Origin of the sequence: Phocaeicola faecalis (assembly GCF_021730445.1) — a bacterium.
Taxonomy (GTDB): Bacteria; Bacteroidota; Bacteroidia; order Bacteroidales; family Bacteroidaceae; genus Phocaeicola; species Phocaeicola faecalis.
The window spans coordinates 48,878-75,504 of record NZ_JADNRM010000010.1 but is presented as its reverse complement, the minus strand read 5'-3'; the positions used below and the strand labels follow the sequence as shown (position 1 = coordinate 75,504).

22 protein-coding genes and 1 riboswitch are annotated in these 26,627 nt (G+C 45.3%); of the genes, 9 read left to right on the top strand and 13 right to left on the bottom strand.

Going from position 1 to position 26,627, the window contains the following annotated elements; genetic code table 11:
* Positions 1 to 12: 12 nt before the first annotated feature.
* Positions 13 to 582, top strand: a complete 570-nt coding sequence (locus IR173_RS11140) for a hypothetical protein (protein WP_237039674.1) — start codon at positions 13 to 15, stop codon at positions 580 to 582.
* A gap of 228 nt (positions 583 to 810) precedes the next feature.
* Here IR173_RS11140 and IR173_RS11135 read toward each other — a convergent pair whose 3' ends face one another.
* From IR173_RS11135 to IR173_RS11110, 6 genes are all read right to left on the bottom strand, one after another.
* A complete protein-coding gene (locus IR173_RS11135) occupies positions 811 to 1,818 on the bottom strand; it encodes an ABC transporter ATP-binding protein (protein WP_237039673.1) in 1,008 nt (335 codons plus the stop codon).
* The gene (locus tag IR173_RS11130) at positions 1,818 to 2,849 is read right to left on the bottom strand and encodes an iron ABC transporter permease (protein ID WP_237039672.1); all 1,032 of its coding nucleotides are present in this window, start codon (positions 2,847 to 2,849) and stop codon (positions 1,818 to 1,820) included. Before IR173_RS11130 ends, IR173_RS11135 begins: the two co-directional genes overlap by 1 nt.
* A 104-nt stretch (positions 2,850 to 2,953) precedes the next feature.
* A complete protein-coding gene (locus IR173_RS11125; protein WP_237039671.1) occupies positions 2,954 to 4,090 on the bottom strand; it encodes an ABC transporter substrate-binding protein in 1,137 nt (378 codons plus the stop codon).
* A gap of 3 nt (positions 4,091 to 4,093) precedes the next feature.
* On the bottom strand, positions 4,094 to 5,182 hold the full coding sequence (locus IR173_RS11120; protein ID WP_237039670.1) for a YncE family protein: 1,089 nt from the start codon (positions 5,180 to 5,182) through the stop codon (positions 4,094 to 4,096).
* Positions 5,183 to 5,215: 33 nt separating this feature from the next.
* Positions 5,216 to 7,237 carry a TonB-dependent receptor gene (locus tag IR173_RS11115; RefSeq protein WP_237039669.1) on the bottom strand — a complete coding sequence of 674 codons (2,022 nt, stop codon included), beginning with the start codon at positions 7,235 to 7,237 and terminating at the stop codon, positions 5,216 to 5,218.
* Between the two features lie 64 nt (positions 7,238 to 7,301).
* Positions 7,302 to 7,524, bottom strand: a riboswitch (cobalamin riboswitch).
* Between the two features lie 70 nt (positions 7,525 to 7,594).
* Positions 7,595 to 8,614: an acyltransferase family protein gene (locus IR173_RS11110; protein ID WP_237039668.1), complete on the bottom strand. Its 1,020-nt coding sequence runs from the start codon at positions 8,612 to 8,614 to the stop codon at positions 7,595 to 7,597.
* 376 nt (positions 8,615 to 8,990) lie between these two features.
* Here IR173_RS11110 and IR173_RS11105 point away from each other — a divergent pair, with 376 nt between their 5' ends.
* The 3 genes from IR173_RS11105 to IR173_RS11095 are packed head-to-tail and all read left to right on the top strand — an operon-like array spanning position 8,991 to position 10,832.
* Positions 8,991 to 9,962, top strand: a complete 972-nt coding sequence (locus tag IR173_RS11105) for an alpha/beta hydrolase (RefSeq protein ID WP_237039667.1) — start codon at positions 8,991 to 8,993, stop codon at positions 9,960 to 9,962.
* Between the two features lies 1 nt (position 9,963).
* Positions 9,964 to 10,260 (top strand): DUF2089 family protein, encoded by a 297-nt coding sequence (locus IR173_RS11100; protein ID WP_237039666.1) that lies wholly within the window; start codon positions 9,964 to 9,966, stop codon positions 10,258 to 10,260.
* Positions 10,245 to 10,832 carry a hypothetical protein gene (locus IR173_RS11095; protein ID WP_237039665.1) on the top strand — a complete coding sequence of 196 codons (588 nt, stop codon included), beginning with the start codon at positions 10,245 to 10,247 and terminating at the stop codon, positions 10,830 to 10,832. The genes IR173_RS11100 and IR173_RS11095 overlap by 16 nt, the downstream gene beginning before the upstream one ends.
* Positions 10,833 to 10,901: 69 nt before the next feature.
* Here the strand turns inward: IR173_RS11095 and IR173_RS11090 are convergent, their stop codons facing one another.
* The 4 genes from IR173_RS11090 to IR173_RS11075 form a co-directional block, all read right to left on the bottom strand.
* Complete coding sequence (locus IR173_RS11090) at positions 10,902 to 11,675, bottom strand: prephenate dehydrogenase (RefSeq protein ID WP_237039664.1); 774 nt, start codon at positions 11,673 to 11,675, stop codon at positions 10,902 to 10,904.
* A gap of 4 nt (positions 11,676 to 11,679) precedes the next feature.
* Positions 11,680 to 12,747, bottom strand: coding sequence for a bifunctional 3-deoxy-7-phosphoheptulonate synthase/chorismate mutase type II (locus IR173_RS11085; RefSeq protein WP_237039663.1), 1,068 nt, complete (start codon positions 12,745 to 12,747; stop codon positions 11,680 to 11,682).
* Positions 12,748 to 12,878: 131 nt separating this feature from the next.
* Positions 12,879 to 14,063 (bottom strand): pyridoxal phosphate-dependent aminotransferase, encoded by a 1,185-nt coding sequence (locus IR173_RS11080; protein WP_237039662.1) that lies wholly within the window; start codon positions 14,061 to 14,063, stop codon positions 12,879 to 12,881.
* Positions 14,038 to 14,880, bottom strand: coding sequence for a prephenate dehydratase (locus tag IR173_RS11075; RefSeq protein ID WP_237039661.1), 843 nt, complete (start codon positions 14,878 to 14,880; stop codon positions 14,038 to 14,040). Before IR173_RS11075 ends, IR173_RS11080 begins: the two co-directional genes overlap by 26 nt.
* 361 nt (positions 14,881 to 15,241) lie before the next feature.
* Here IR173_RS11075 and IR173_RS11070 point away from each other — a divergent pair, with 361 nt between their 5' ends.
* Complete coding sequence (locus tag IR173_RS11070) at positions 15,242 to 15,535, top strand: hypothetical protein (RefSeq protein WP_237039660.1); 294 nt, start codon at positions 15,242 to 15,244, stop codon at positions 15,533 to 15,535.
* Positions 15,536 to 15,650: 115 nt separating this feature from the next.
* Here the strand turns inward: IR173_RS11070 and IR173_RS11065 are convergent, their stop codons facing one another.
* A complete protein-coding gene (locus IR173_RS11065) occupies positions 15,651 to 16,019 on the bottom strand; it encodes a winged helix-turn-helix transcriptional regulator (protein ID WP_237039659.1) in 369 nt (122 codons plus the stop codon).
* A 187-nt stretch (positions 16,020 to 16,206) separates the two neighbouring features.
* Between IR173_RS11065 and IR173_RS11060 the strand changes: the two genes are divergently transcribed.
* Entirely contained in the window at positions 16,207 to 16,734 is a 528-nt protein-coding gene (locus IR173_RS11060) for a DJ-1/PfpI family protein (protein ID WP_237039658.1), read from the top strand.
* A gap of 97 nt (positions 16,735 to 16,831) precedes the next feature.
* Positions 16,832 to 18,007, top strand: coding sequence for a MalY/PatB family protein (locus IR173_RS11055; protein WP_237039715.1), 1,176 nt, complete (start codon positions 16,832 to 16,834; stop codon positions 18,005 to 18,007).
* A gap of 359 nt (positions 18,008 to 18,366) precedes the next feature.
* Here IR173_RS11055 and IR173_RS11050 read toward each other — a convergent pair whose 3' ends face one another.
* Both IR173_RS11050 and IR173_RS11045 read right to left on the bottom strand, forming a co-directional pair.
* Positions 18,367 to 20,373: a RagB/SusD family nutrient uptake outer membrane protein gene (locus tag IR173_RS11050; RefSeq protein ID WP_237039657.1), complete on the bottom strand. Its 2,007-nt coding sequence runs from the start codon at positions 20,371 to 20,373 to the stop codon at positions 18,367 to 18,369.
* Between the two features lie 21 nt (positions 20,374 to 20,394).
* A complete protein-coding gene (locus tag IR173_RS11045) occupies positions 20,395 to 23,625 on the bottom strand; it encodes a SusC/RagA family TonB-linked outer membrane protein (protein ID WP_237039656.1) in 3,231 nt (1,076 codons plus the stop codon).
* 380 nt (positions 23,626 to 24,005) lie between these two features.
* Here IR173_RS11045 and IR173_RS11040 point away from each other — a divergent pair, with 380 nt between their 5' ends.
* Positions 24,006 to 24,221, top strand: coding sequence for a hypothetical protein (locus IR173_RS11040; protein ID WP_237039655.1), 216 nt, complete (start codon positions 24,006 to 24,008; stop codon positions 24,219 to 24,221).
* A gap of 144 nt (positions 24,222 to 24,365) precedes the next feature.
* Positions 24,366 to 26,609, top strand: a complete 2,244-nt coding sequence (locus IR173_RS11035; RefSeq protein WP_237039654.1) for a glycosyl hydrolase family 95 catalytic domain-containing protein — start codon at positions 24,366 to 24,368, stop codon at positions 26,607 to 26,609.
* Positions 26,610 to 26,627: the final 18 nt, after the last annotated feature.

Genomic DNA, 26,627 nt, shown 5'->3' with positions numbered 1-26,627 from the left:
AAAGGAGTAACTATGGAACTGGAAGAATTGAAAAAAGGTTGGAAAATGATGGATGAACAGATGGATAAACTGGAATCGGAGAACGAGGCGCCGGTGAGTCGGATTACACAGAATCGTGCAGTCTCTTCACAGCAGCGGTTGATAAGGGAATTTCAGATGATGACAAGTATATGCCTGATGACTCCATTCTGGATAGTGATGATACAACGAAATGTGGAAGGATTTCCGGACTGGACAGTATATATGTTCTTTGTGTTCTTTATGGTCATGGCTGCCCACAAAGGCTTTATATGGTGGAAACTCGCCCGCTTGGATTACAAACGGATGACGGTGAAAGAGGCTTTGATTGCCACCTATAAATTAGAGAAATATCAAAAGACGGGCATGCTTTTTGGAATATCCCTGGCTGTTCCGGTGCTGGTCTGCTTTATAGTAGAGTTGTATTTGTTACATGAAGTCTATGCCCTTTATGGTGCTTTTTGTGGCTTGCTAATCGGTCTGTATATAGGATTTAGAGTCCGCAGACGAATCAAGGGAGAAATAAAAGCAATGCGGGAAGCGTTGGATGATGAGTTGGATTAGTTCCTGTGCCGGTCAGGTTAAGGGATTCTTATAGGTGGGCTAAGGATTCTTATACGGAAGATTACTACGTTCCATTGCATCAGGACGTACATCCCACTGTAGCAGGACGTATGTTATGCTGTAGTGGGACACATAGTAGGTGACTGCAAGTAATCCCTTAATCTTAAGTCAGAAAAGGCTTGGTCTGCCTGTTGGAATACCTCAGGCAGTCTGAAGAATTTGAATCTTTTAATAGAACTGTGTCAATAAACTTTCGAAGGAGGAATACGTTTGTGTTTCCCCTTCCCATGTAAGTACCAGCTTGTCAGGCGATAATGCAAGGAGGTGAGGCGTGTTCGGGTTCTTTTCTTCGGATAGCAGACAGGTATAACCGTGGCGGTTCAGTGCATTGATTGTCCAATGCAGCAGAGTATCATTCCTGGCTTCCACCCTGATTTCTTTCTTCCCATCCACTCTTGGATAGTAGATGCCGTGATTGTAATCAAACAGAATATTCTCATGTGAGAATAAAGTCTCCATTCGATGGCTGAGAATCACATCTTCCGTCGTTCCACATTGCAATCCTTGTTCCTTGGACAGCAGCCAAAGTTTGTCGGACAGCACCAAGGCTTGTTCAATGTCATGGGTAGACAGCAGAATCGCTTTGTTCTGCTCTACAGCCAGTTTGTGCAGCAAGGTCATAATTTCAATACGGCTTACCACATCCAGAAAAGCAGTCGGCTCATCCAATATAATCAGCGGACACTCTTGTACCAATGCCTTGGCTATCATTACCTTTTGCCGTTCCCCGTCCGAAAGCTCCGCAGTATAGCTTTCGGCTTTGTGGGCAATGCCTACGGCTTCCAATGCTTCTTTGATAATGAGATGGTCTTTGGGATGGAGGCGTCCGAAGAAGCCTGTATGCGGTTGGCGTCCCAAGGCTACCAGTTCATATACGGTCAATCCTCCGGCCTGTGTCTTGTCTGTCAAAACCATGCCAATGGTGCGTGAACGTTCTTTTTCTGAATAGTGGTGTAAAGATTTGTCCAGTAATTGCAAATCTCCTGCCAATGAGGGTTGCGAGGCAGACAATGTACGGAGTAAAGTTGATTTGCCGGCTCCGTTCGCTCCAAGCAGGCTGGTCAGTTCGCCCGGATAGAGTCGGAAAGAAAGATGTTCGTGCACTTTCTTTTCTTCTTTATGGGTGCGATAACCGATACATAAATCCGTTGCGGTGATGACTGCGTGCTTCTTCATTAATTGAAATATTGAATTTTACGTTGGTTTACGATGACATAAATGATAATGGGCGCACCGATGACAGGAGTCACGGCATTCAGCGGAATGATACCGGCTTCGCCCGGCAGAATACAGATGAAGTTGCAGAGCAGTGCAATGGCTCCTCCTGTCAGCATGGTGACAGGCAGCAGCGAGTTGTGGTTGGATGTTCCCAGCATCAGGCGGGCAATGTGCGGCACAGCTAGTCCGATAAAAGAGATAGGCCCACAGAAAGCGGTGGTGATGGCTGTCAGCAGTCCGGTGGCGATAAGCAGCAGGTTGCGGGTGCGACGGATGTTGATTCCCAGGTTTTCGGCATATCGGGTGCCCAGCAACAGGGCATTCAGGGGTTTAATCAAGAGGATGGTAATCAGCAGTCCCGCTGCGGTGACTACGGAAAAGAAGGGAAGCTGCTGTAAGGATACTCCTCCGAAGTTGCCCATCCCCCAAATCATATAAGAGTGTACTCCTTCTGCCGTGGCGAAGAAATTGAGCAGGGAAATGGCAGACGAGGTGATATAGCCAATCATGATTCCTATAATAAGCAGCATGATGCTGTTCTTTATCAAGGTGGAGAAGAAAAGAATAATCCCCATCACTATCATGGAACCGATGAATGCGCCGATAATGACAGAAATGAAACCGGAGAGGGTAAACGCGCCGGCAGTGATTGTACCGGCTCCCGCCAGCATGACCAACGCCACTCCCAGGCTGGCTCCCGAACTGATACCCAAAATGGAAGGGTCGGCCAATGGATTATTGAAGGTGGTTTGCAGCATCAGTCCCGATGTAGCGAGTGCCATTCCACAAAGCAGGGCAGTGATGGCTTGTGGCAGGCGGGATTCCCACACAATGAAACTCCAACTTGCCTTTTCTACTTCATTACCCAAAAGGATGTGTCCCACCGCTTCGGCAGGGATGTTCACCGAGCCGAACAGCAGATTGGCTCCTATCAATGCAAGGATAAGGAGCAGCAGTATGATGCCGTATTTCGTTCCTTTATTTCTCATTTTGTTTTGTTACCGTAGGGGCGGACCCATGTATCCGCCCGAATGCATACAGAAAGATACATTCGGGAATGCATTCGGACAGGCAAAACCTGCTCCACAGAAGTTTACTCCGCTAATTTAGTGAAATATTTTAATTCATACCCTTCTAAAAGCGTAGGATGGAAGATTTTTATCAAATCTTTCAGTAATCGGTCGGGATGGAAAGGAGAATCTTCGTAAAAGTCTACCTTCCCTGTGTTGCATCCATAAATGTTGCGTTCCTTGTAAGCACGGAAACCGGCGTATGGAGCATAATCCTGCTTCAATTCCTTATAAGTCTTGTCAATGGCCTGATTATATTTGATGAGCCAAAAGTCAGCATTCTGGCCTTTATCGAATACCGTTTCGAAAGCAAGAGGAACGGAACCGCTATGTTCGTCTGCAGCAAACACATAATTGGCTCCTGCATCTGCATATAGTTGCGCCGAAGTGCTTTTCCCTCCCGGAACATACCATGCCGAACCGTTTTTCAGTTCGCTGATTACACTCGGTGCGGATGAAAGGGGGGCAACCAATGCTTTCAGCTCCTGATAGTTCTTTTCCACTTCCGCAAACAAGCTGTCTGCTTGTTGCGTCCGCCCGAACAGAAGTCCGTAAAAGCGTGTCCATTCGGCACGTCCCAATGCCGAAGTTTCCATATAGTCTGCACATTCGATAATGGGAATGTTGAGTTTCTCCACCCGTCCGTATCCGCCGCTGTTCTCAAAGGGGGAGAGCATAATGGCATCGGGGTGCAGGTCAATCATCTTTTCTATATCCGGGTTCATGCCGTCCCCTACATCGGCGATGCTTCCTGTGCGGCAGCCATCCTGCACTTCTTGCAGTTTGATATACTTCAAATCACAGACTCCTCCGATACTTTTCAAAGCGCCAATCTGATTGAGCAATCCGCAATGTACGGATGAGTAAACAACGGCCTTGCTCAATGGAGTGCGGACAAGCGTCCCTTCCGGCAAGTCGGCAGGCAGGGGCTTTTCTTTGTCAACCAAGACGTAGGTATGCAGTATGCGGGTCGTATCCCATGGATTACGCAGCCGGGCGATGGTATAGTCTTCGGTTGCAGACAGGCTGAGGTTCTCTGCATAACGCAAAGGAATTGCTTCTTCTGTAATAGAAGCAGAAGAAGTCTTGCTCCTTCCGCCGCAGGCGGAAAGAAGCAAGACCGAAAGCATCAGGTGAATAAAGAGAGAATATTGTTTCATTGGTTAGTCAATAAATACGGCTGCTTTAGGATCTATGCCACATTCGAACTTTTCAATGAAAGTACCATCTTTTTTGAAACGGTAGATGTCTCCGTTGGTGGTATAGTCTCCTGCGCCAATGTAGAAATCTCCATTTTCAGGATTAATGCTCAACATGGTGATGATGCTTGTTTTTAGCTTATCAGGCATCTGCACGAATGCTTTTTCTACTTTCTCGTTGGTCTTGGCATTGTAAGAGTATAATGTGTGTGTGGAAGTGTTGTCTGCATAGTTCGTTTCTGAATAGATGACATATACTATATCGTCATGTTCTGCCATATAGACGCCTTTACCTATTTCTTCATACGTCTTGGTTATCGGGTCGAAGAGAACCACAGGATAAGGATAATTGTTATAGTCATTGCCACCGTAACCTTGAATAAACAGTTTGTCCCCTGCTTCCAGAATCTTTTCCGGATTTTGGAATATTTCAATGTTTTCTGCTTTATCAAATGTGTTGATATCAATAATAGACAAACGGTTGTCATAGCCGAATCCTGAATTTACCAGATACAGTTTTCCATCTTCTTCAATAATGCCTTCCGGATTTTTACCGACAGCAACCATCTTTTCGAAGGCTAATGTATTGGCATCCAAACGCGCTACATTTCCGCTAGTCAGGGTTACATAGATTTTTCCATTCTCGGCAACCATGCAACGTGGCTGTCCTTGTTCATCTGTAAATTCATAGCGTTTCAGTTCTACACAAGCCTCATTCAGTTTGGTGATGTATTTTGAACCATACACAGCCACGTAGATATGGTTATTGTAGCTTATCATATCTTGTCCCGTATCGCCCAATTTGGCATTGTTTTGCTTGAAGAAAATGTCTTCAATGACATCTAGGGATTTGTTCGGAGCATAGAATGTGATGCCGGCATTGTTTTTTTGATAAGATCCCATATTCAAAATATAGACACGGTTTTCAGGCAATTCCACCTTCGAACCTTCATCGTTTTTTTTGCTGTCATCGTCATCATCACTACATGAGGTGAATGAAACACCCAGCATTAACATACACAGTGTACCAAAAAATAGGCTTCTTAGTTTCATAATTAATTTTTAAAAGTTAGACATTTATATTGTTTAAAATCTTAATACTCCCGTGATGCGCCAGGAACGTCCGGGCATGGGATAATATTTGATAACATCATATTGCTTGTCAGTGAGGTTGATAACTTCTGCCTGAAGGCGGAGGTGACAGCCTTTCATCGGGAACTCCCGCCATAAAGTGGCTGTGTGCTCTACATAACCGTCGATTTTATTCACCGGAATATTCTGTGCCATGTAATAGCGTTCGCTCACTCCTGTCAGACTGTATCCCACATTAATCCAGGGAGTTTCGATAGTAGCCGAAGCATTGCCGCTATGCTGAGGCGTATAGGGCAGTTGGTCTTTATAATTCTTGGCATCAGGATTTGTCATATCTATTGCCTTTTGCCAAGAGTAATTGCCGCTTAATCCTACGTTTATGTGAGGGCAGACCGGTATGGAGGTGGCAATTGTCGCATCGAGTCCGGTGATATGTACCGTGCCGTAATTCTGCATTTTCCATACGTAAGTGCTGGGAAAGGCCACTATTTTATCGGTTACTTCATTATAATATCCGTCGAGAGTGACAGAAAGGAAATCGGTGAACGAAAACGGCTTGCCGTTCCAAGTGACACCTATATTATATTCGCGTGCCTTTTCCGGGCGTAAGGAGGTGTTTCCTATGCGTAGATAATAAAGGTCATTGAAGGTAGGTACGCGGAACGTATTCTTATACATTGCGCGGACGTATAATTGTTCTTCTTTCCATGGCTGAATGGAAACAGACAGGGTGGGCGACAGGCGTTTCCGGTCGTCGGGAGTATTCCCTGCTTTTACTTCTTCCGTAATGAAAGTTCCCACCAATGTTCCCAATAGCTTGATACGTCCCCATTGGTAACGTGCATTGAGGGCTGTGAGTGAGGAGTATCTCACCGGATTGGGGCTGTCGTTGATATTGGTGTGAAGGGTATTGATGAATCCGTCTTGCGCGAGCGATAATTCCAGACCTTTGACGGGACGATAAAGTACGGCGGCGGACAGATAATATTCATCCTGACGGTTGATGTCGGTCTGCTTCCCGTTTTCATACTTCACATCTGTATCTTCGTATTTGTTCCATGAATGGTTGAACTTGGCTTGCGCCTGCAAAGTCCATTTGGGCGAGAAGCTTTTCTTATAGCGGGCTTGGGTAAAGAAATTCTCGTCCCACAAGCGTTCTTCTGCCTTTGGGTTGTATAGAATGACGGCACCGGGCAGTCCTCGTTTGGAATAAAAATAATAGGCTTTCACATCCAGCGTACTTTCGTCATGGAAAGTATGAAACAGATTGGCCTCTCCCTGCCATGTATTAATATCCGAATTGTTTCTTTTCTCTTGAGTGATGTATTTTCCGTTTTCTAGTGTGAAGGGATAATTACCGTCGGCACGCATAAAGGATGCATCGGCCGACAGGCTGGTGTGTTCTCCCAGCTTTTGCCATCTGCGTATGGATGGGGCTATGTGGCCGAAGGCTCCTCCCCGGATTTGTATTTGTGACAGAGAGGATTTCCCGTTCTCGAAGACGGGTTTCTCTGTTTCAATGCTGAGTACTCCTGCCGAAGCATACAGACGGGCCGGTTGCAGCAGATTCTCATCTTGTCCGATTGCTAATGACAGAGAGGATACATTGTCGAGGGAGAAACGCCCTATATCGATTTGTCCTGCCTGACTGTTGCTGACAACTACTCCGTCGTAGCTGACAGCTGTGTGTGCAGCCCCTAAATTGCGGACGGAAACGGTCTTCAGACCGCCTATGCCTCCGTAATCGCGGACGTTGGTTCCGGCAAAACGCCTTACGGCATCTGCCATGTTCTGTAATCCCAGGTTCTTTATATCTTCCTTGTTGATAAGTTGTACAGGGCTGCCGGTTGTTATTTTGGCAGGCGGACGTTTGGCAGTTATCGTGACTTCATCTATTTTATGCACCTTTCCGGTAATGGAATCTCTTTTCTCCTGTGCCTGCATATCAAACGACAATAGGAGAAAGCTGCAAAATAGACAAAGCCATAGCGTATAAGCCTGGTTGTTTTCTCTCATTTTAAAAAAGTATTAATGAATAAATACCGCATTCTTACCGCTGCTCTTTCCTCGAAAGCGGCGGTCGATGACTTTACGTTTTGCAGGTCTTCTGACTTACTCCTGTTTACTTGCCTTCCCACCTTATTATATATACAGGCAGTGGCGTGAGTGATAAGTAAACCTATCTTTTCAGGGTAGATGGAGCTTACAGCAGCGGGACTGTTCAGGACTTGCACCTGATTCCCTTTTCATCCGCTTCCTCGCATCGGTCGGAGGTATGCGGAACAAAACGTGGCAAAGATAGTTTGTTTGGATGAATAAGAAAAGGAAAATGATGAAAATTTGCTTTCTCTTATGAATTAATCCGTTGCAAGTTTATTTCTCCCCCAGCAAGAGCAGGCGGGTGTAACGGTTCTTTTTCAGCAGCAAAACTACTTGATAACAAAGAATCAGTTCTAGTGTCGCTACCGCGGGACCTACAATAAAGCTTCCGGCGGTGCCGATGTAGAAGCCCAGTCCGTGCAGCGTGCACTCCAGCAGGAAGGTTTGTACCCAGTAGATTCCCAAAGTGCATTTTCCCACGTTGTTCAATGTAGGGGTGAGGCGCCCGTGTTCTATCTTGCTGTACACCCACGGTGCCGATAAAAAGAAGACCATACTGCCTGCCATGCCGATAACCATGCGGTAGACGGTGATATTTAAGTTCGTCCAGTCCACAGTGCCGTTAGCCCAGTCCACCACTTGGATGGGAACCATATATACAGTGAGTCTGCCCGACCAGAAAGGAAGCAGGGCGGCAAAGGAGATGAGGCTTGCAATCAGCAACCGGCTGCGATGCCGGTTAATCACTTCTTGTTCTTTCTGGCAGAAGTAACCGAGCCAAAACATGGGCAGCATGAAGTTGATGTTATCTACATTGCCCAAGGGCAGGATGGTGAAAAGGACAACGGAAACCAGGACTGCCGCCCATAAGCGGCGTAAGGATTTGAGGGCAATGTAGCCGATAAGGTAGCAGAAAAAGACGCACTTGAGGAACCATACCGTGTTGAAGAAGCCGAGCCAACTGAAGTCCATCAGTTCGGGGCAGGGATTGTATCCGCTGAGTGTGACAAACACATACATGATGACGAAAGCGGAAAGGGAAGGGATGACCAGTTGGACAAACTTTTTCTTCACCAACTCACCGAAAGATAAGTTGAGCGAGGAACCGAAGAAATACCCGCACAGCAACATGAACAAGGGCATGTGATAGGTGTAAATGAAACTCCAGATGGGGTTGTCCCAAAAATCATTTCCGGTGGTTTGTTCCACGGAGTGTCCCAACAATACACTGGCAATGGCGAAGAATTTTAAGAAATCCAAATAGGGGATACGGGTCTTTCGAGGTGTAATCATAGTCTTATCAAGTTCTTTTGCGGTTGCAATATTCGTAATAAAATGGGATATATACAAGTTTTTGGCAGTCTAATAATAAGCCTTTCTCGGTTTATTAGGATGTCTTCGCCGTTTCAGCCGGGTAGAACTTCCGTTTCACCTTGGTGGCATGATGATTTCAGCCGGGTGGAACGACAGTGTCACCCGGCTGAAACGATAAGATGTCTTCGTCTTGACAGCTTAGTCGCGCAGATATAATTGTCAGTTCATACTGAAGATAAATTCGGACTGTATTGAATATAATTAAACCGGTGGTTAATAATATTCAATTATTAATTTGTTTTATTCAATATAATAGGTATATTTGTCCAATGAATCATCTTTAAATGTGAAATATATGAAACAGTTGAATTTAATTTTAGCCGGTCTGTTTCTCTTGTGCGTCCTTTATGGTCGGGCGCAGGTGCTTCCTTTGGAAGAAAATGTGGTGCTGAACACCAAGGAAGGACAAATCAAAGGGAAACTGCTTTTTCCCGGTGGGGTGAAAACCTGTCCGGTGGTGCTTGTCATAGCCGGTTCCGGACCTACGGATATGGACGGTAACTCAGCCATTGGCAACTTGAGAAATAATTCCTTGAAGTTCCTTGCAGAAGGTTTGGCGGCAAACGGCATCGCTTCTTTGCGCTTTGACAAGCGCGGGATAGGAACCAGTGCGTCGGCAGGTAAGGAGGAAGCGAAACTTCGTTTTGAAGATTACGTGAATGATGTGACGGGCTGGATTGATTACCTGTCGAAAGAGAAACGTTTTACTACAATCACGGTGGCGGGGCACAGTGAAGGGGCGTTGATTGGAATGCTGGCCTGTCAGAACCAGCCGAAGGTGAAAGGCTATATCTCGATTGCCGGTGCGGGCCGTCCTGCCTACGAGATAATAGAGGCGCAAGTGGCCGCTCAACAGACTCCGGAAGCGGTGCGGAAAGAGGTGGCATCCATCAACGAGGCCTTGAAAAACGGCAAGGAAGTGAGTGACGTGCCGGCTTATCTGCAATCATTATATCGGGCTTCTGTCCAGCCCTACATGATTTCCTGGTTCAAGTATAATCCCCAGACGGTGATTGCTTCTGTCAAAGTGCCGGTTCTCATCGTTCAGGGTAAAAATGATATTCAGGTAGCGGTGGAAGATGCCGAACTTCTGAAGAAGGGTTGCCCGACGGCCGAGGTGGTCTTGATTGACAAGATGAACCATGTGTTGAAAGACTGTGAGTCGAAGGCCATGCAGCAGCAGATGCCGACTTACGGAAATCCTTCTCTGCCGGTGAACAGTACTTTGATAACTTCTGTCAGCACATTTGTGAAAGGGCTGAAATGATATGGGGGAAATGAAGAAACGTCTGCCGCTGCAATGCCCTGCGTGCGATGCGCCGTTGAGGGTGGGAAGGCTTTTTTGCGAGGAGTGCCGTACGGAGGTGTGCGGCGACTTTGAACTGCCTGTACTGGCGCGGCTTTCGGATAAAGAGCAACAGTTTATTCTTGACTTTGTCAAATCGAGCGGAAGCCTGAAGGACATGGCGAAAAGCATGGGCGTCAGTTATCCCACGGTGAGAAATATCTTGGACGATTTAATTGACAAACTTTCTAAAATGAATGAATCATGGGAAATAAAATGATAGACAAAGCGGTGAATCCGTTTATACAGATTGCCGGTGCGCGGGCATTGGCATGGGGAGCGTTGGGGCTGGTGGTGTCTACTGTAATATGTTATTATGCCGGCTATCATTATCATGGGTTGCTTCATTTCGGTCCGGCACCTAATCCTGCCTGGTGGTGTTATCTGGCAGAGCATCTGATAGTGTGGCTGATACCTGCTTTGTTGTTTTATCTGGGCGGCAAAAGGTTCTCGCATTCCCGCATCCGGCTCATCGATGTGTTGGGGACCGTATTGTTTGCAGAGCTGCCTTTGCTCGGGATGACTTTAATTTATTTGGCACCTCCCATGCAGATGATGGCAGACATGGACATGAGCATGTCTCCTCAGGAACTGTTGGCGCAGCCTTTTATCCTGCCGGCTATGATTCTGTCATTGTTGGGTGTTCCGTTTCTGCTGCTTACCCTTGTGTGGCTGTTTAACGCTCTGAAAGTGTCGTGCAACTTGAAGCGGTGGCATTTGTGGGCAGTGGCTCTTGTCGGCATCTTGGGCGGTGATGTGTCGTGCCGTATATTGATAAGTTATTTATATTGATGAAATAAGAAAGGGGGTGCCGGAAGTTTGGTTGGAACTGTGGCACCCCCTTCCATCTATACAGATGCGTTATTTAATCTTCTCCCGAATCTTGCTAAGATAGGCACGCATCCCCGCAGCATCTTTGTTGTTGATGATATCCAACAGCTCGTTCAGCTCTGTACGGATACCTTCTACTTGTGCAGGGGTGCGGGGATTGAATAAAATTTCCTGCAACAAATAGTCGTCTTCGCTCAATACTCCTTTGGCTATCTTCATGTGACGCTTGAAAGTCGTTCCCGGAGCATCCTGATGCTTCATCACTGCCGCAAAAACGAAAGTGGAAACAAATGGGATGGACAGCGAATAGGCCACAGTCTCATCGTGCTCGTCGAAGGTATATTCGAAGATGTTCAGGCCGAGGTTCTGGTACAAGTCTTTGAAGAAGATTTTACCCAGATGGTCGCCTTCGCTGATGATGATGGCATTTTCGGTACTTAGTTTGTCAAGGTTGGCAAATGTAGGGCCGAACATGGGGTGGGTAGACACGTAGCGGAAACCGCATTGGTCATAGAACTCCTTCAGTCCGGTTTTTACCGAAGCAATATCGCTGATAATGCAATCCTTGGGGAGAGCGGGCAATACTTGATGAAAAGCATCCAATGTATATTTTACGGTAGCCGCATTGATAACCAGTTCGGGCTTGAATTCTTCAATCTCTTCGAGTGTGGTATATCGGTAGGTGTTGTAAACGAAACGAAGACGTTTCGGGTCAACATCAAATACGGCAGTTTCGTGCTGGAAGCTTAATACATCGGTAAAGAAGGAGCCCATTTTGCCGGCTCCTAAGATTAATATTCTCATCGGTTTATTTATTTATGATTTCCATTTGTTGCCTTACACTTTCTTCGTGGATGGCTTCGAATACTTTTTTAATGAAGTCTGAGTCCATGCCGCACAGTGAGCCTTGTGCGCCGCGCTTGTCCAGAATTTCATTGTAACGGCCTGTCTGCAGGATGGTCATATCATGTTCTTTCTTGAATGTACCGATTTCGCGGCAGACACGCATACGTTTGGCCAATACCTCGATAATCTCATTGTCGCAATCATCGATTTGGTTACGCAGCTCACCCAGATTTTCGGTTGTCTGTGTTTCTTTGCGGATAACCAGCAGATTCAGGATATAGTCCAGCACATCGGGGGTTACCTGCTGTGAAGCGTCGCTCCATGCACAGTCGGGATTGCAGTGTGACTCTACTATTAAACCGTCAAAACCCAAGTCCATCGCCTGTTGGCAGAGGGGAGCCACCAGCTCGCGCTTGCCACCGATATGGCTGGGGTCACAGAAAATAGGCAGTTCGGGAATGCGGCGGCGCAACTCGATAGGAATATGCCACTGCGGTAGGTTACGGTAAATCTTTTTATCGTAAGAAGAGAATCCGCGGTGGATAGCACCCAATTGCTTCAAACCTGCATTGTTGATACGCTCTAAAGCACCAATCCATAATTCAAGGTCAGGGTTGACCGGGTTTTTAATCAAGATAGGAATATCCACACCTTTCAGTGCATCGGCTATTTCCTGCACGGCGAATGGGTTGGCAGTGGTGCGTGCACCAATCCAAAGCACGTCGATACCGGCCTTCAAACATTCATAAACGTGCTTGGCAGTAGCCACTTCGGTGGCAACATACATACCGGTTTCTTGTTTCACGCGTTTCAGCCATGCAAGACCGTCCACGCCGATACCCTCGAAGCCACCTGGCTTGGTACGCGGCTTCCAGATGCCGGCACGGAAAATCTTAATACCTTTATTGGCCAGCATGACGGCTGTATCCATAACTTGTTGTTCTGTTTCGGCACTGCATGGGCCGGCGATAATCATCGGGCGTTTCTTTTCAATTCCCGGAAGTTCGATAGGTTTTAATTCTAGTTCCATAAGGTTATCTTGTTTTGTTGTTTCTTCTATGTCTTTGTCATTCTGAATAATTAGAAAAGAATCTGTAAACACATAGCGGCCGTATTCAAGTTGTTCATTTCATCCGGAATGACAGGATTTGATTGGTATTATTACATTATCTTTTTAATTCTTTCCAGCGCTTCGGCCAGCTTTTCTTCTTTGGCGCAAAGCGAGATGCGGATATAGCGTTTGCCGTTGCTTCCGAAGATAAAGCCCGGAGTGATGAACACACGTGCTTCGTGCAATACCTTCTCGGTCAGCTCTTCCACATCATTGTAGGAATCGGGGATGCGTCCCCAGAGGAACATGCCTACTTGGTTGGAGTCAAAAGTACAGCCGAGCACTTTCATTATCTCTTCTGCCAGCCGACGACGGCGGCTATATACATTGATGTTGGCTTCTTCGTGCCATTCCACGCTGTTGTTGTAAGCTTGTGCGGCTGCCAGTTGCATGGGACGGAAAGTGCCAGAGTCTATATTGCTCTTGATTTTCAATATCCATTGTACGAACTGTGCATTGGTGGCGAGCATTCCTACACGCCAGCCGGGCATATTGTGGCTCTTGCTCATAGAGTTGAACTCGATACAACATTCTTTGGCGCCGGGCACATTGAGGATGCTCAACGGTTTCTTGTTCAGGATAAAACTGTATGGGTTGTCGTTTACAATCACGATGTTGTGGCGGCGTGCAAAGTCAACCAGCTTTTCATATAGTTCCATGGTGGCGTTCGCTCCGGTCGGCATATTGGGATAGTTGGTCCACATAATCTTGATACGGCTCAAGTCCATCTGTTCCAGTTCCTCAAAGTCGGGTTGCCAATGGTTGTCTTCGCGCAGGTTATAGTTCACTATCTCACTTCCCAGTATCTTATTTAAAGAAGTGTAAGTGGGATAGCCCGGATTGGGAACCAACACTTGGTCACCCGGATTGACTAATGCCAGCGTAACATGCAGGATGCCTTCTTTCGAACCAATCAGGGGTTGGATTTCGGTTGCCGGATTAAGCTCTACATTATACCATCGTTTGTACCAGTCGGCCATGGCTTTGCGTAGTTCGGGAATGCCGACAGTGGGTTGGTATCCGTGCACATCAGGACGCTTTGCCTGTTCGCACAACACATTGACGGTTTCTTCCGAAGGAGGCATATCCGGGCTTCCGATACCCAGGCTGATTACGTTTTTACCTTCGGCATTCATCTGTGCCACTTCTTTCAGTTTGCGGCTGAAGTAGTATTCGCTAACATTCGCCAGGCGGTCTGCCGGCTGAATATTATATGGTTGATGTTCCTTCTGCATATTCTCCTAATATTTTAAGTTCTTTTGTTAATGGTGAAACGGCGTCGATAGACTGCTTGTATCTCAAATAATCATTGAAGAGCACGTCTACATAGAACAGATATTCCCATTCGCGGCCTATAATCGGTAATGATTGAATTTTGGTCAGGTTTATTTTATAGAAAGAAAAGATAGAGAGCACTTGCGACAGACTTCCTTCGTTATGAGGGAGGGAGAAAACGATGTTGGCTTTGTTCACTTTCGAACGTTCACGCAGGTCATCGGCTTTCCATGGGTCGGCCACTACCAGGAAACGGGTGAAGTTGTGTTTGTTTGTTTCGATGCCTTCTTCCAATACCTTCATTCCGTACAAATCGGCGGCATATCTGGAGCAGATGGCGGCATGTCCTTTCAGATTTTCCCGTTTGATGGCTTCCGCACTTCCTGCCGTATCTTCCGTTTCCACAATTTTCAGCTTGGGATGTTGCATCAGGAATTCGCGGCATTGCGCTAAGGCGACGGGGTGTGAGTTGACTTCTATCAGTGTTTCCCAATTGTCGTCCGGCAAGCACATGAAGCTGTGTTTGATGCGCAGTTTATGTTCGCCGACAATGGTCATTCCGCTTTCGCGCAGTAACTCGTAGTTGTGCAGCAAGCTGCCTGCAATGGTGTTCTCGATGGCGAGCATACCAATCACATTACTATCCTGCTTCATGTTCGCAAAGATTTCTTCGAACGTGGAACAGCAGATTAGTTCGATTTCTTCCCCGGGGAAGAACTTGTGGGCGGCGATGTCGTGATATGAGCCCGGTACACCTTGTATTGCTATCTTTTTCATTCGTATATATATTATAAAAAAATCCCGCTTCTGCCGGAAGCGGGATTTCGTTGTTATTATCACATTGTCTTAATCGTTGTTTAACGTATACATACAAACTCCCGCTTCACTTTGTTGCTAAAGTAAAAGTAATAAAAGAAAAAGAAGTATGTATTGTATAATGCTTTCATTTTGTTCTCTTTGTTATTGAATACGCTGCAAAAGTAATACTTTTCTAGCAAAAACAAATAAATAAGAAGTTTTTTTTCAAAAATATTTTTTCCTCGTCTCAATAGTCTGTATTCTGAGATTAAAAAAGTATCTTTGTAGATAGATAGGTCTACATTGTAGTCTATCATTATTCATTAAATAAGGAGGGCGTATGGGAACTCTAGGATGCATCAATGACATGATGCGGCGTGACAAGGAAAACAGGGAGCTTCGCCGGGCGAGTCGCGAACGGTTGAATGAGACACGGAATCGTCTACTCGGTGTGAAGGGCAAACGTTCGGAGTCTGATGTGTCTTATGAACAATTGGAACGTATTGCTCATGAAACCAGGGAATGGGAAGAAAAGGAACGTAACAGTTTTCTCAAAGGTAAATTGCTTTTCATCATTTTGCTTGCGGGCATTGCTTTATTAATAGGAGCGGTGCTTATTCTATTCTGTAAATGAACCGCGTCTGGGCATGGAGGTAGGTATATTCTCTCCTTTCGGTAGCCATAAATCGCTCCGCCTCTCTTACGTTATCAAGCATGGAGATAGGTGTATTCTCTCCTTTCGGTAGCCTTTATATGTTTTTTTGAACTGAATCATTTTTTTCTCTGCTTTCCATAATCCCCGGCATTTGCTGTAAAGCCCAACTGACTAACCCTTCAAGGTGGGGTATCAGGCTCACTCCTCTTTCCGTCAGGCGATATTCTACCCGTGGCGGAACTTCGGCATATACTTTTCGTTCTACCAGTCCGTCGGACTCCAATGTGCGTAGAGTGACGGTGAGCATTCGTTGTGATACATCGGCTATTGTTTTGTGAATGTCACTGAACCGCATGATTCCATTTGTATGTAGTGTGATAAGAACCAGCATAGACCATTTGTCACCAATACGGCTGAGCACGTCTCGTATGGGACAATTACCGTTGGGATGGAAGTTTTGCATTTTTTAATCTTTTGTATATCGTTGTTGTTCAACAATGGTTACTCTTGTGTAACTAGCTTATGATGAGGTGCCTTCTTGTTTTTATAGCAGAAGCACGTTACATTTGTCGCACAAAAGTAATAAACTTACTAAAGATAACTATTGTTTTAACAGATATATTTATTGTTTTATTTAATACATTAAGATTATGGCAAAGAAAGTTGCGGTTTTGGCAGTGAATCCGGTGAACGGATTCGGTTTGTTCCAGTATTTGGAAGCCTTTTTTGAGAACGGTATATCTTATAAGGTATATGCAGTGGCGGAAACAAAGGAAATTAAAACAAATTCGGGCGTTAAATTGGTGGCAGATGATGTAATTGCGCATTTGGTAGGACATGAAGATGAATTTGATGCTGTGGTATTTTCATGCGGAGATGCGGTTCCTGTGTTTGCACAGAATGCGGATAAATCTTATAATATTGATTTGATGTCTGTATTGAAGGCTTTCGGCGAAAAAGGTAAAATATTGATAGGCCATTGTGCGGCAGGTATGTTGTTCGATTTTGCAGGAGTAACGGAAGGTAAGAAACTGGCAGTGCATCCGTTAGCAAAACCGGCTGTCACCAAGGGGCAGGCGACAGATGAGAAATCTGTGGTGGATGGTAATCTCTATACAGCACAGGATGAAAACTTTGTGTGGACTATGATGCCTGAAGTGCTGAAGGCACTTAAATAGAGGGATTGATGAATAAGGACGGAAGATTTTCCGTCCTTATATGGATTGTTGCGGACTTTTTCTATATATTTGAATTCGATTTTAAAAGATACAAATGATGAAATACGATTTTGATAAAGTAATAGACCGCAACGGCACTGCCGCCGTGAAGCTGGAAGAGGCGAAGGAAGTGTGGGGACGTTCGGATTTGATTCCTTTGTGGGTGGCAGATATGGACTTTGGTACAGCTCCTTTTATCGTGGACGCAATCCGCAAACGCTGTGAGTGTGAAGTGTTGGGTTATACGGGGAAGCCTGACAGCTACTATCGGGCCATCATTAATTGGGTGAAACAACGCTATGATTTGGATGTCACAAAAGAGATGATAAACTTTGTTCCCGGCATTGTTCCCGGCATCGGTATGGCAATGAACTGCTTCACCCGACCGGGAGATAAGGTGATGATTCAGCCTCCTGTCTATCATCCTTTCGCTTGGGTGACGACTCGCAATGAACGTATATTGGTTACTAATCCCTTGAAATGGGAGGATGGTATGTATCGAATGGATTTGGATGCCTTCCGTGAACAGATAAAAGGCTGTAAACTGTTCATTTTATGCAATCCTCATAACCCCGGTGGTGTGGTGTGGACAGAAGACGAACTGCGCACAGTGGCGGAAATCTGTTACGAAGAAAAGGTATTGGTGTTCTCTGACGAAATTCATGCAGACCTGACTCTTCCTCCTTACAAACATCGTCCTTTTGCTACTATCAGTGAAAAGGCAAAGATGAACTCGGTGACATTCATGTCGCCCAGCAAGGCATTTAATATGCCGGGCTTGGCTGCTTCGCATGCTATTATCTTTAATGAAGATTTGCGTGCACGGTTCCGTAAGTTTATGGATGCCGGTGAACTGGATATGGGGCATGTATTTGCTTTCCTGTCTGTAGAAGCGGCATATACACACGGAACGGAATGGCTTGACCAATGTTTGTCTTACATACAGGGAAACATTGATTATGTCGACAATTTCCTGAAAACTCATGCCCCCAAGATTAAAGCCATCCGTCCGCAAGCGTCTTATTTGGTTTGGCTTGATTGCCGTGAACTGGGATTGAGTCAGAAAGCATTGAACGATTTCTTTGCAGATAAAGCACATCTGGCACTGAATGATGGAGTCATGTTTGGACAGGAAGGTACAGGATATATGCGTCTGAATGTGGCAAGTCCGCGTTGCATTATAGAGAAAGCGATGAACCAATTGGCTGAGGCTTATCAAGGGGCGGCTTTCTAGGAAAGTATTTGTAGCGCTCCAGCGGTTTATCTGGTGAAGATTAGAATTATCAGGGATGTGTCAAAGCTAAAATGACCATTCCGAAGAGTGACAGATTGTAATTGTTATATCTCAAACAATGTGTCAAAACTAAGTTAAACCAAAGAAGAACTTTTAATCTGAAACTTGAGCATCCTAAAAAGCAAGAGAAAGAGCCGTATCATTACTCGAGACAGAGTTCGATACGGCTCTTTTAAGTTTGGTCGTTACAATCTGTAACTTTTCGGAAGGATTATTCTTGTTTCGACACACCCTCTTTCTTTAGCCTTTTAGGATGTTCAAATTAGGATGTTCAAATTTCAAATTAAAAGTTCATCTTATTATTTCAACGGAGGCATATTCGGTTCAGTCGGCCAGTAAGGATTCTGATAGATGGGCGAATCTTCAATAGAGCCACCGCCTGAGGTGATATCTATATCCTGTATCCTGTATGGTTCCAGATAATGAGCCATTGCCCAGCGATACCCGTCTTTGGCCAAGTTATTGCCATATTTTTCGTATGGGCGCAGGTAAGGGCTGAGTGCCGGGTCGGACACATTTGCCTTTGAGTTGTCCATGCCGTAAACCAGTTGTGAAGTGCCGTCTTCATTCTTGTACCATTCCTGCATGCTTCCCCACAGTTTGAAACCTTCAATATGATAAGGAGTGGCAATCATTTGGTCCATGGCTCTCCAACGCATCAGATCCATATAACGCAACCCTTCTGCCATAAGTTCGCAGCGGCGTTCACGGCGGATGTTATAAAGAGTCGGGTCTATTAACTTGCCGGCTGAGTAAGCTCCCCAGTCATTGAGTGCTTCTTTTGTCATATCGGTGGCGGCAATTGTTTTATTATAATCAGTATCTACGTGTGAACGTCTTCGGATTTGTGCCCAATAGCTTTGAGCCGTGTTGTCTAAAGAGCCATTCTTTTCATAGCACGCTTCGATATAATTGAGAAGAGCTTCTGTGCCACGGAAGATTAATGCACCGGTATAGTTGCTTCCGTTACTTACATATTTTTGATCATAATTATTTCCTTTACGGAGTGAATAACCTGTTGAATATCCTTTTTCTGCATTGTTGTTAAGGATGACGGGATAAGGTTCGACGGGAACAGCCATTTCACCTTCCACAGATTCAAATAAAACATTCTTCTGTCCCGGTTCTTTCAAAAAGACATTCAGTCGGGAGTCGCGTTCTTTACGGACGTCGGCTATGGTTTCGTCTCCTTGATATCCACTGCCTGATGCATAAATGGGCAAACCGTTGGCCATTAGGAATCCGTCCACCATTCCACGGGTAACCCCGATTCCATAATTGCCGTGCTGTGCGGCTACCACCACATTGTGTGTCAATCCTAATGCTTTGCTGTAGGGGCGCCATAAGAGCACTTCGCTGTAGCCTGACATGTCTTCATCTCCGAACATATCCATATAAGGATTTGTCGGTTCGGTAGCCGACTGCTGTATTAATCCGGTGTTGTCAACCATTTCTACTGCATCGCCTAGTTCTTTGGCCGCTTCCATAGCTTGGGTTAGGAAGTAATCGATTTCATTGTCTATATTTCCTGTCGGATATTGGTAATTGGCATTATACTCTTTGCTTTTACCCGGCCAGTCCGGACCGTTGGGAACGAATGGCGTATCTTTGAAGTACTTCAACCAAGTACCTTCGAATAAAGCGACGCGCGATTTCATCAGCAATGCACATTCACGGTTGATGCGGGTCTTTTCGGTTCCTTTTCCCGAAGCCATAAATTCGATGGCGGCATCTAAGTCCGACAAGATAAAACGTGCAACTTCGTTACGTGGCGAGCGCTTGCTGGCTTCTACCAACGGTTCCATTTCGTCGGGCAATGTGGTTTTGACAATAGGGAAATCACCATAAGAACGAAGTCTCTTGAAATATTCATACGCACGCATAAAGTACATCTCACCTATATATTGGAGAATCTTTTCGTTTGCGCCCGAAATATTGCCTGCTTCGTATTCGGGAAGTACTCGTTCGAAGAAGTAGTTGCAGCTGTAGATATTTCCAAAGCTATATGAGCCACCCGACGATTGTGAAGTTTTCCATTGTCCCGGAATATAACGGTTGTCATAACCGAAGCCGGCTTGATTGTCTGTGTGGTTGTCGTCTCCGAAAAGTCCGTATCCATATCCGTGTCCGGGCAGGATATCGGTATAAAGTTTGTTGGCATAAGCCGCTAATTGGGATTCGTCTTTCAGATACTTTTCCGGTGAAACAGAAGATTTCGGCTCCTGATCTAGAAAATCATTGCAGGAAGTCATGATGCCCAAAATGGCAACTCCGGCTGCATATTTAAATAGATTACTATGTTTCATGATTGTTATTTCTTTTATATGTTATAAGGTTACGTTCAATCCAAAAGAGAAAGTTCTGCTTAACGGATAAGCATTTCCATTGTATGCATCACCGCCGCCGATTGTTTCGGGGTCGAATATTTTGGTCAGTGAAGTACCTGTCCACAAGTTCTCGCCTGATATGAACACGCGTAATTTGGATACGGCAAATTTCTTGGTAAGGGATACCGGCAGGGTATATCCCAACTGAAGGTTTTTCAGGCGGATATAAGAGGCATCCTGCAAGTAACCGGATTGCGTCTGTTTATTTTTGTCGGAGCCAAAGATGGGGCGCGGATAGTAAGCGTCCAGGTTGGCAGGCAGATCGTTGGAAGGTTCTGCCCTGAAGTAATCGGCATGTTCCACAAAACCGGTAGAATGCCACAATGTGGTTGCTCCCCAGAAATAAGCACTTCCCTGCCAGTAGTCGCGTTTCATGACTCCCTGAAAGAATGCCCGGAAGTCAAAACCTTTCCAGTCTGCATTCAAATCGATACCGAATTGATAGCGAGGGGTGTTGTTACCCAAGATTTTCTTGTCGCCCATATCATCATATTTATTACCTCCGCCATCTATTTTGCCATCACCGTTTAAGTCTCTGTACATGATGTCTCCGGCTTCCCAAGTAGACCCCAATGCGTTTTGCCCTCCATTGGGAAGAGATGCTAAATGTTGTTCCATTTCTTCGTCGGATTTGGCAATGCCAATCGTTTCATAACCATAAATAGCTCCCAACATTCTGCCTTCTCTGTATTTGTCCAATGTATTGGTAGGATTCGGATAGCGGGTAATTTTGGTTTGTGAATCGGATAAAACAAATCGAATTCCGTAACCCAGTCCGTTTTTCAGTCGGTCTTGCCAAGCTATTTCGAAGTCGAAGCCGTAAGTCTTCAAGTCGGTATTGTTTGTCTTGGGAACGTCCAGACCAAGGATTCCCGGAAGTTCGGGAGCCGGTCCTACCATATCTAATGTCTCGCGGGTATAATAATCGAACGAGCCGGTCAGACGGTTATTGAACGCTCCGAAATCGAAGCCGATGTTCCAGTTGCGCACACGCTCCCATCCCATGGTAGAGCTAATGAGTCCCGGTACGGTGGCCGTATTGGGTTTGAGTCCGTTTTGTATCCAACTGCCGCTGCTGGCTGCTACTGCTAATGTCTGATAAGTAGGATACCATGATTTGGTATTTTGGTTGCCTAACTCTCCATAAGAACCGCGTAATTTCAGTGTTCCTACATATTCGCTCCATGGTTCCCAAAAATTTTCGCGGGCAATGTTCCAACCGAGGGAGAATGAAGGAAACCAGTTCCAGCGTTGTTCGCGGCGGAAGCGGGAGGTGCCGTCATAACGGATATTGACTTCTGCCAGATATTTACCTTTGTAGTCATAGTTCAGACGTCCGAAAAAACCGGCGGTAGACCAAGCGGCACGCGAACCGTTTACGGATGGGCTTACCACTTTGCCGTTATAATCCAGTCCGGTAGTTATGTCAATTTCAGGTAGTTCGGGGACGATAATGCCTTTGCGGGTCGCGCCGAATATTTGTTGTTTCATTTCTTCAGCTTGAAAACCAATCATACCTTTAAAGTTATGTCCCGATTCAAGACTGTGCGAATATTCTGTATAGGCATTGAAGTTCATATAGTTCTCTTTTGTCTGGTCTTCGTGAGCCTCTGTGTCCTGATAATAACTGATGGGATATGGATTGCCTTGTACGTCATGGTTGTACAAAGTCTGTGTATCCCAGTGGTTGTTGACTATATTGATTCTGTAGTTGAAGTCCACATGGGTTATCCAGTTTTTTATCGGTTCGATGATGAGAGATATCTGCTGGTATATATTGTCTGTTTGAATGTTGTGCTTACCTCCGTCGCGAATGGGGAGTGCCGGAGAAGGAGAGAAGTACATATATCCGTTAGGGTCATATAAGGGAAGTGTAGGCCAGCCTTGGCGTGCCAAGTCACGGAATAATGCATTGGTAAGGTAGGCAGGACGATGAAAGTCTTCGCGTGTAAAACGGCTGGTGTAGTTCACTTTTGCCCACTCTGTCAGTTGCGCATTGATTTTTCCTGTTCCGGTGTAGCGTTTGTAAGTATCTTGATTGTACTCCATCAATCCTTTTTGATCCATGAAGTTGCCGGATAAATAGTAATTTACTTTATCGTTACCGCCGCTGAAGCTCAGGTTATGTTCTTGTGAGAACGTCCAGTCACGATACATCACATCATACCAGTTTGTATTGGCATTACCGCCGGCATATCCGTCGAGCCAATATTGATTGTTGGCATCTGCCAATACTCCGTCTGTTATTTTACCGTCCTGATAGTCTTTAATACGTTGCAGATGGTCGGGGGTAAAATAGGCACCCGCCCCTGAGTTGATATTGGCATCGTTGTAGAAGGTGGCAAATGTATACGAATCCATTTGTTTAGGAATTCTGACAGGTTGTCCCCAGCGGAAATTGTTATTGTAATTGACAGAGGTCTTGCCGCTTTTACCGCTTTTAGTTGTTACCAGAATCACACCAAAAGGTGCGCGTGAGCCGTAGATGGAGGCGGCAGCGGCATCTTTCAGAATTGAAATGTTTTCAATGTCCTGTGGGTTGATAGAGTTGATGTCACCTTCCATGCCATCGATTAATACTAAAGGACTGGCGTCAGAACCGTCACCGATAGTTCCTGTACCGCGGATACTCATACTCATCTTGTTGTCCAGTGCGCCGCTGGTTGTAGTAATTTGCAGTCCCGGCACTATACCCTGCAAGGCTTGTACGGCGTTCTGCACCGGACGGGATGCAAGCGCTTCGGCATCAACGGTACCTACCGAACCGGTCAGGTTGACTTTCTTTTGGGTACCGAAACCTACTACTACCACTTCATCCAGTGTTTGGCTGTCTTCTTTTAGCATAATCTTAAGGATGGATTGTCCGGTGTATTTCACTTCTTTAGTGGTGTAACCTACGAAAGAGATTTGCAGAATGCTTCCTTTTTCTACTCCTTCTAAGGTGAATCGTCCGTCAATGTCGGTAGTGGTTCCGTTAGTCGTTCCTTTTACTATTACAGTGGCTCCGATTACTGTTCCTAAGTCATCTTCTACGGTACCTGTAACTTTCCCATTCTGTTGGGAAATGCTTGCTTCGGATTGATTAGGCATCTTTTCTGCCATACCGATGACCGGAAAACTTAAGGCTCCGGCCAGCAAGATGAGCTTCATAGCTTGATTTTTCTTTGGCATAATATTAGTTTTAATTAAGATTTGAATACCCCTTTCATTGAGGTATTTTGTTTGAGGCAAAATTACAATGAATGAAATGAAGCGGCGAAAGAAGCGGATGATATGGATTAACGAATTCGGTACTTACAAAAAAGATAATTATAAAAAACGGAAATGACGAAATGTGCTCATTATGAGGATATAAGATATACATTATTATATTAAATAAAGGGGAGGAACCGCTGTGCTAACTATAGAAAGAAGTCCGGTTGCCAGATAATACTCTATCATCCTTACCTTTGAAAAGTAATTAGATTCCATACATAAAGCCAATCGGCTTTTGAGGTATTCGTTAGTTTCTGCCATCGACTAATAAATCAGTGACAGAAACTAGCAAATCAGTGACACTATTTACTGAGCCAATGGCAATGATTAATGAATACGACGGTTCGCTGCAAAGAATGTATCAGCTTGCCGGACGAAATATCTATCGTTCCGTTTGGTTTATTAAACTGAAATCTTGTGTATTACTGTGGAAACTCCCCCAAAAACACTTATCCCGAACTCACGTTAATCTAGAGGACGAAAAGGCTTACGGTACTGCTCTTGCCGGCTAAGTATATCTTCTTATGTCCATTTTCTATATGTTTTCTTGCTATTTGTTCCGAATTTGTTAAAAGTAAATTCGAAGTTTAGGCTGCTGTTTTCGTCTGATTTGTGTATGTTTGCAATAGATTCTTGAATTTAATATACTGAATGACATGAAATTGAAAAAGATATTGATGCTAGGCTTCGTGGTGGGCATGATGAGTTGTAGCACTTCTGTAGATTATTGCCCTGTTACGGCATCTGATAATGATTTGGTCTTTCCGGCTTTGGCACAAAGTTGGGATGAAGGCATTCCATTGGGGAACGCCACGGTAGGTGCATTGGTGTGGGAAAAAGATACCGCCTTGCGTTTCTCCCTAGACCGTACTGATTTATGGGATTTGCGTCTGGTGGACAGCCTTTCGGGGGATAATTATCGTTTTGCATGGGTAAAGGAGCATATCCGTATGCGCGATTATCGGCCTGTGCAGAAGAAATTCGACGAACCCTATAACAGGATGCCTGCCCCTTCCAAAATACCGGGGGCGGCTTTAGAGTTTCCATTGACTGAACTTGGAAAACCTGTGCAAGTGCGCCTGTATCTGGATAATGCTTTGTGTGAGGCCATTTGGGAGAACGGCACCCGGATGCAGACTTTTGTCCATGCTACTAAGCCGGTGGGATGGTTTGTCTTTAAAAATCTCACAACGGAACTGGAACCTTTGCTGGTGACTCCTCACTATAAGAAAACAGGAAACAGTTCCGAAGCCAGTCCGGTTTCTGGACAGGACTTGCAACGGCTGGGGTATGAGCAGGGAAGTGTAGTGCGTAAAGACAATGAATGTGTGTATCATCAGAAAGGATATGGCGACTTTTCTTACGATGTGGTGGTGAAATGGAAACGGCAGGGAAAAACGTTGTATGGAACGTGGAGTGTCACTTCTTCTTTGTGCGGCGAACAGGCGGAAGAAGAGACGGAGGCTGCTATGCTGCGCGGTTTGGAAAAAGATTATGCAGTGCACCTTGATTATTGGAAGAATTATTGGGCACAGTCATCCGTTGCTCTTCCGGATAGTATCCTACAAAAACAGTATTATAATGAGATGTATAAGTTCGGTTCGGCAGCTCGTGAGAATTCCTATCCCATTTCTTTGCAAGCCGTGTGGACGGCAGACAATGGTAAGTTGCCGCCTTGGAAGGGGGACTATCATCATGACCTGAATACCCAACTCAGTTATTGGCCTGCGTATGCGGGTAATCACTTGTCTGAGGGACTGGGATATCTGAATACGTTGTGGAATCAACGTGATACTTACAAACGTTATACCCGTCAATACTTTGAAACAGAGGGGATGAATGTGCCCGGAGTCTGCACCCTGACAGGTGAGCCTATGGGAGGATGGATTCAGTATGCCATGTCTCAAACGGCGGGAGCTTGGTTGGCACAGCACTTTTATTTGCATTGGAAATACTCTGCCGATAAGGAGTTTTTGAAAGAAAGGGCTTACCCTTTCTTGAAGGACGTGGCTATATATATGGAGCAGAATTCCATTGTCGACAGCAAAGGAGTTCGTCGGCTGGAGTTCAGTTCAAGTCCCGAGATATATGATAACTCACTGCAGGCGTGGTTTAAGGATATGACGAATTATGATTTGTCATTGATGCATTTTCTGTTTGATGCAGGTGCTGAAATGGCAAATGAACTGGGAATAAGGGCTGAGGCAGAGCATTGGAGCAAATTGAGAAGTCAGTTGCCTGATTTTGATTTGTATAGTGATGGAAGCCTTACCTTTGCCAAAGGATTTCCCTATAATGCATCGCATCGTCATTTCTCTCATGCACTGGCCATTCATCCGTTGGGCATCATAGACTGGAGCGACGGTGAGAAGGCGCAACACATCATCCGTGCCACTCTGAAAAGAATGAGTGACTATGGGCCGGATTACTGGACCGGATATACTTATAGTTGGTTTGCCAATATGCAGGCGCGTGCATTTAACGGTGAAGAAGCGGCAAAGGCATTGAGAACTTTCGCCGAATGTTTCTGTCTGAAAAATACATTCCATGCCAATGGAGATCAGTCGGGTAGCGGAAAATCAAAGTTTACTTATCGTCCTTTTACGCTTGAGGGAAATTTTGCGTTTGCCTCGGGCATACATGAAATGTTGTTGCAGAGCCATACAGGAGTGATACGGGTCTTTCCGGCAATTCCCTCAACCTGGAAGAATGCATCTTTTAACAATCTACGGGCCATGGGAGGTTTCCTTGTCTCGGCCGCTCTCAAGGATGGAAAGATTGTCCGATTGGAAGTTTATTCCGAAAAGGGTGGTCATCTTGCTGTCTTTTCTCCTTTCGAACATAAAGTGATGGAGTATGAGACTCAGCCGGGTAGCCGGATTGACTTAGTTGTGAAGTAGATGAAAAGTTTAGATTTG

Bases quoted from the DNA above. Each gene is read 5' to 3' on its own strand.
- IR173_RS11140 (WP_237039674.1), top strand. From the start codon at position 13: ATGGAACTGGAAGAATTGAAAAAAGGTTGGAAAATGATGGATGAACAG.
- IR173_RS11135 (WP_237039673.1), bottom strand. From the start codon at position 1,818: ATGAAGAAGCACGCAGTCATCACCGCAACGGATTTATGTATCGGTTAT.
- IR173_RS11130 (WP_237039672.1), bottom strand. From the start codon at position 2,849: ATGAGAAATAAAGGAACGAAATACGGCATCATACTGCTGCTCCTTATC.
- IR173_RS11125 (WP_237039671.1), bottom strand. From the start codon at position 4,090: ATGAAACAATATTCTCTCTTTATTCACCTGATGCTTTCGGTCTTGCTT.
- IR173_RS11120 (WP_237039670.1), bottom strand. From the start codon at position 5,182: ATGAAACTAAGAAGCCTATTTTTTGGTACACTGTGTATGTTAATGCTG.
- IR173_RS11115 (WP_237039669.1), bottom strand. From the start codon at position 7,237: ATGAGAGAAAACAACCAGGCTTATACGCTATGGCTTTGTCTATTTTGC.
- IR173_RS11110 (WP_237039668.1), bottom strand. From the start codon at position 8,614: ATGATTACACCTCGAAAGACCCGTATCCCCTATTTGGATTTCTTAAAA.
- IR173_RS11105 (WP_237039667.1), top strand. From the start codon at position 8,991: ATGAAACAGTTGAATTTAATTTTAGCCGGTCTGTTTCTCTTGTGCGTC.
- IR173_RS11100 (WP_237039666.1), top strand. From the start codon at position 9,964: ATGGGGGAAATGAAGAAACGTCTGCCGCTGCAATGCCCTGCGTGCGAT.
- IR173_RS11095 (WP_237039665.1), top strand. From the start codon at position 10,245: ATGGGAAATAAAATGATAGACAAAGCGGTGAATCCGTTTATACAGATT.
- IR173_RS11090 (WP_237039664.1), bottom strand. From the start codon at position 11,675: ATGAGAATATTAATCTTAGGAGCCGGCAAAATGGGCTCCTTCTTTACC.
- IR173_RS11085 (WP_237039663.1), bottom strand. From the start codon at position 12,747: ATGGAACTAGAATTAAAACCTATCGAACTTCCGGGAATTGAAAAGAAA.
- IR173_RS11080 (WP_237039662.1), bottom strand. From the start codon at position 14,063: ATGCAGAAGGAACATCAACCATATAATATTCAGCCGGCAGACCGCCTG.
- IR173_RS11075 (WP_237039661.1), bottom strand. From the start codon at position 14,880: ATGAAAAAGATAGCAATACAAGGTGTACCGGGCTCATATCACGACATC.
- IR173_RS11070 (WP_237039660.1), top strand. From the start codon at position 15,242: ATGGGAACTCTAGGATGCATCAATGACATGATGCGGCGTGACAAGGAA.
- IR173_RS11065 (WP_237039659.1), bottom strand. From the start codon at position 16,019: ATGCAAAACTTCCATCCCAACGGTAATTGTCCCATACGAGACGTGCTC.
- IR173_RS11060 (WP_237039658.1), top strand. From the start codon at position 16,207: ATGGCAAAGAAAGTTGCGGTTTTGGCAGTGAATCCGGTGAACGGATTC.
- IR173_RS11055 (WP_237039715.1), top strand. From the start codon at position 16,832: ATGAAATACGATTTTGATAAAGTAATAGACCGCAACGGCACTGCCGCC.
- IR173_RS11050 (WP_237039657.1), bottom strand. From the start codon at position 20,373: ATGAAACATAGTAATCTATTTAAATATGCAGCCGGAGTTGCCATTTTG.
- IR173_RS11045 (WP_237039656.1), bottom strand. From the start codon at position 23,625: ATGCCAAAGAAAAATCAAGCTATGAAGCTCATCTTGCTGGCCGGAGCC.
- IR173_RS11035 (WP_237039654.1), top strand. From the start codon at position 24,366: ATGAAATTGAAAAAGATATTGATGCTAGGCTTCGTGGTGGGCATGATG.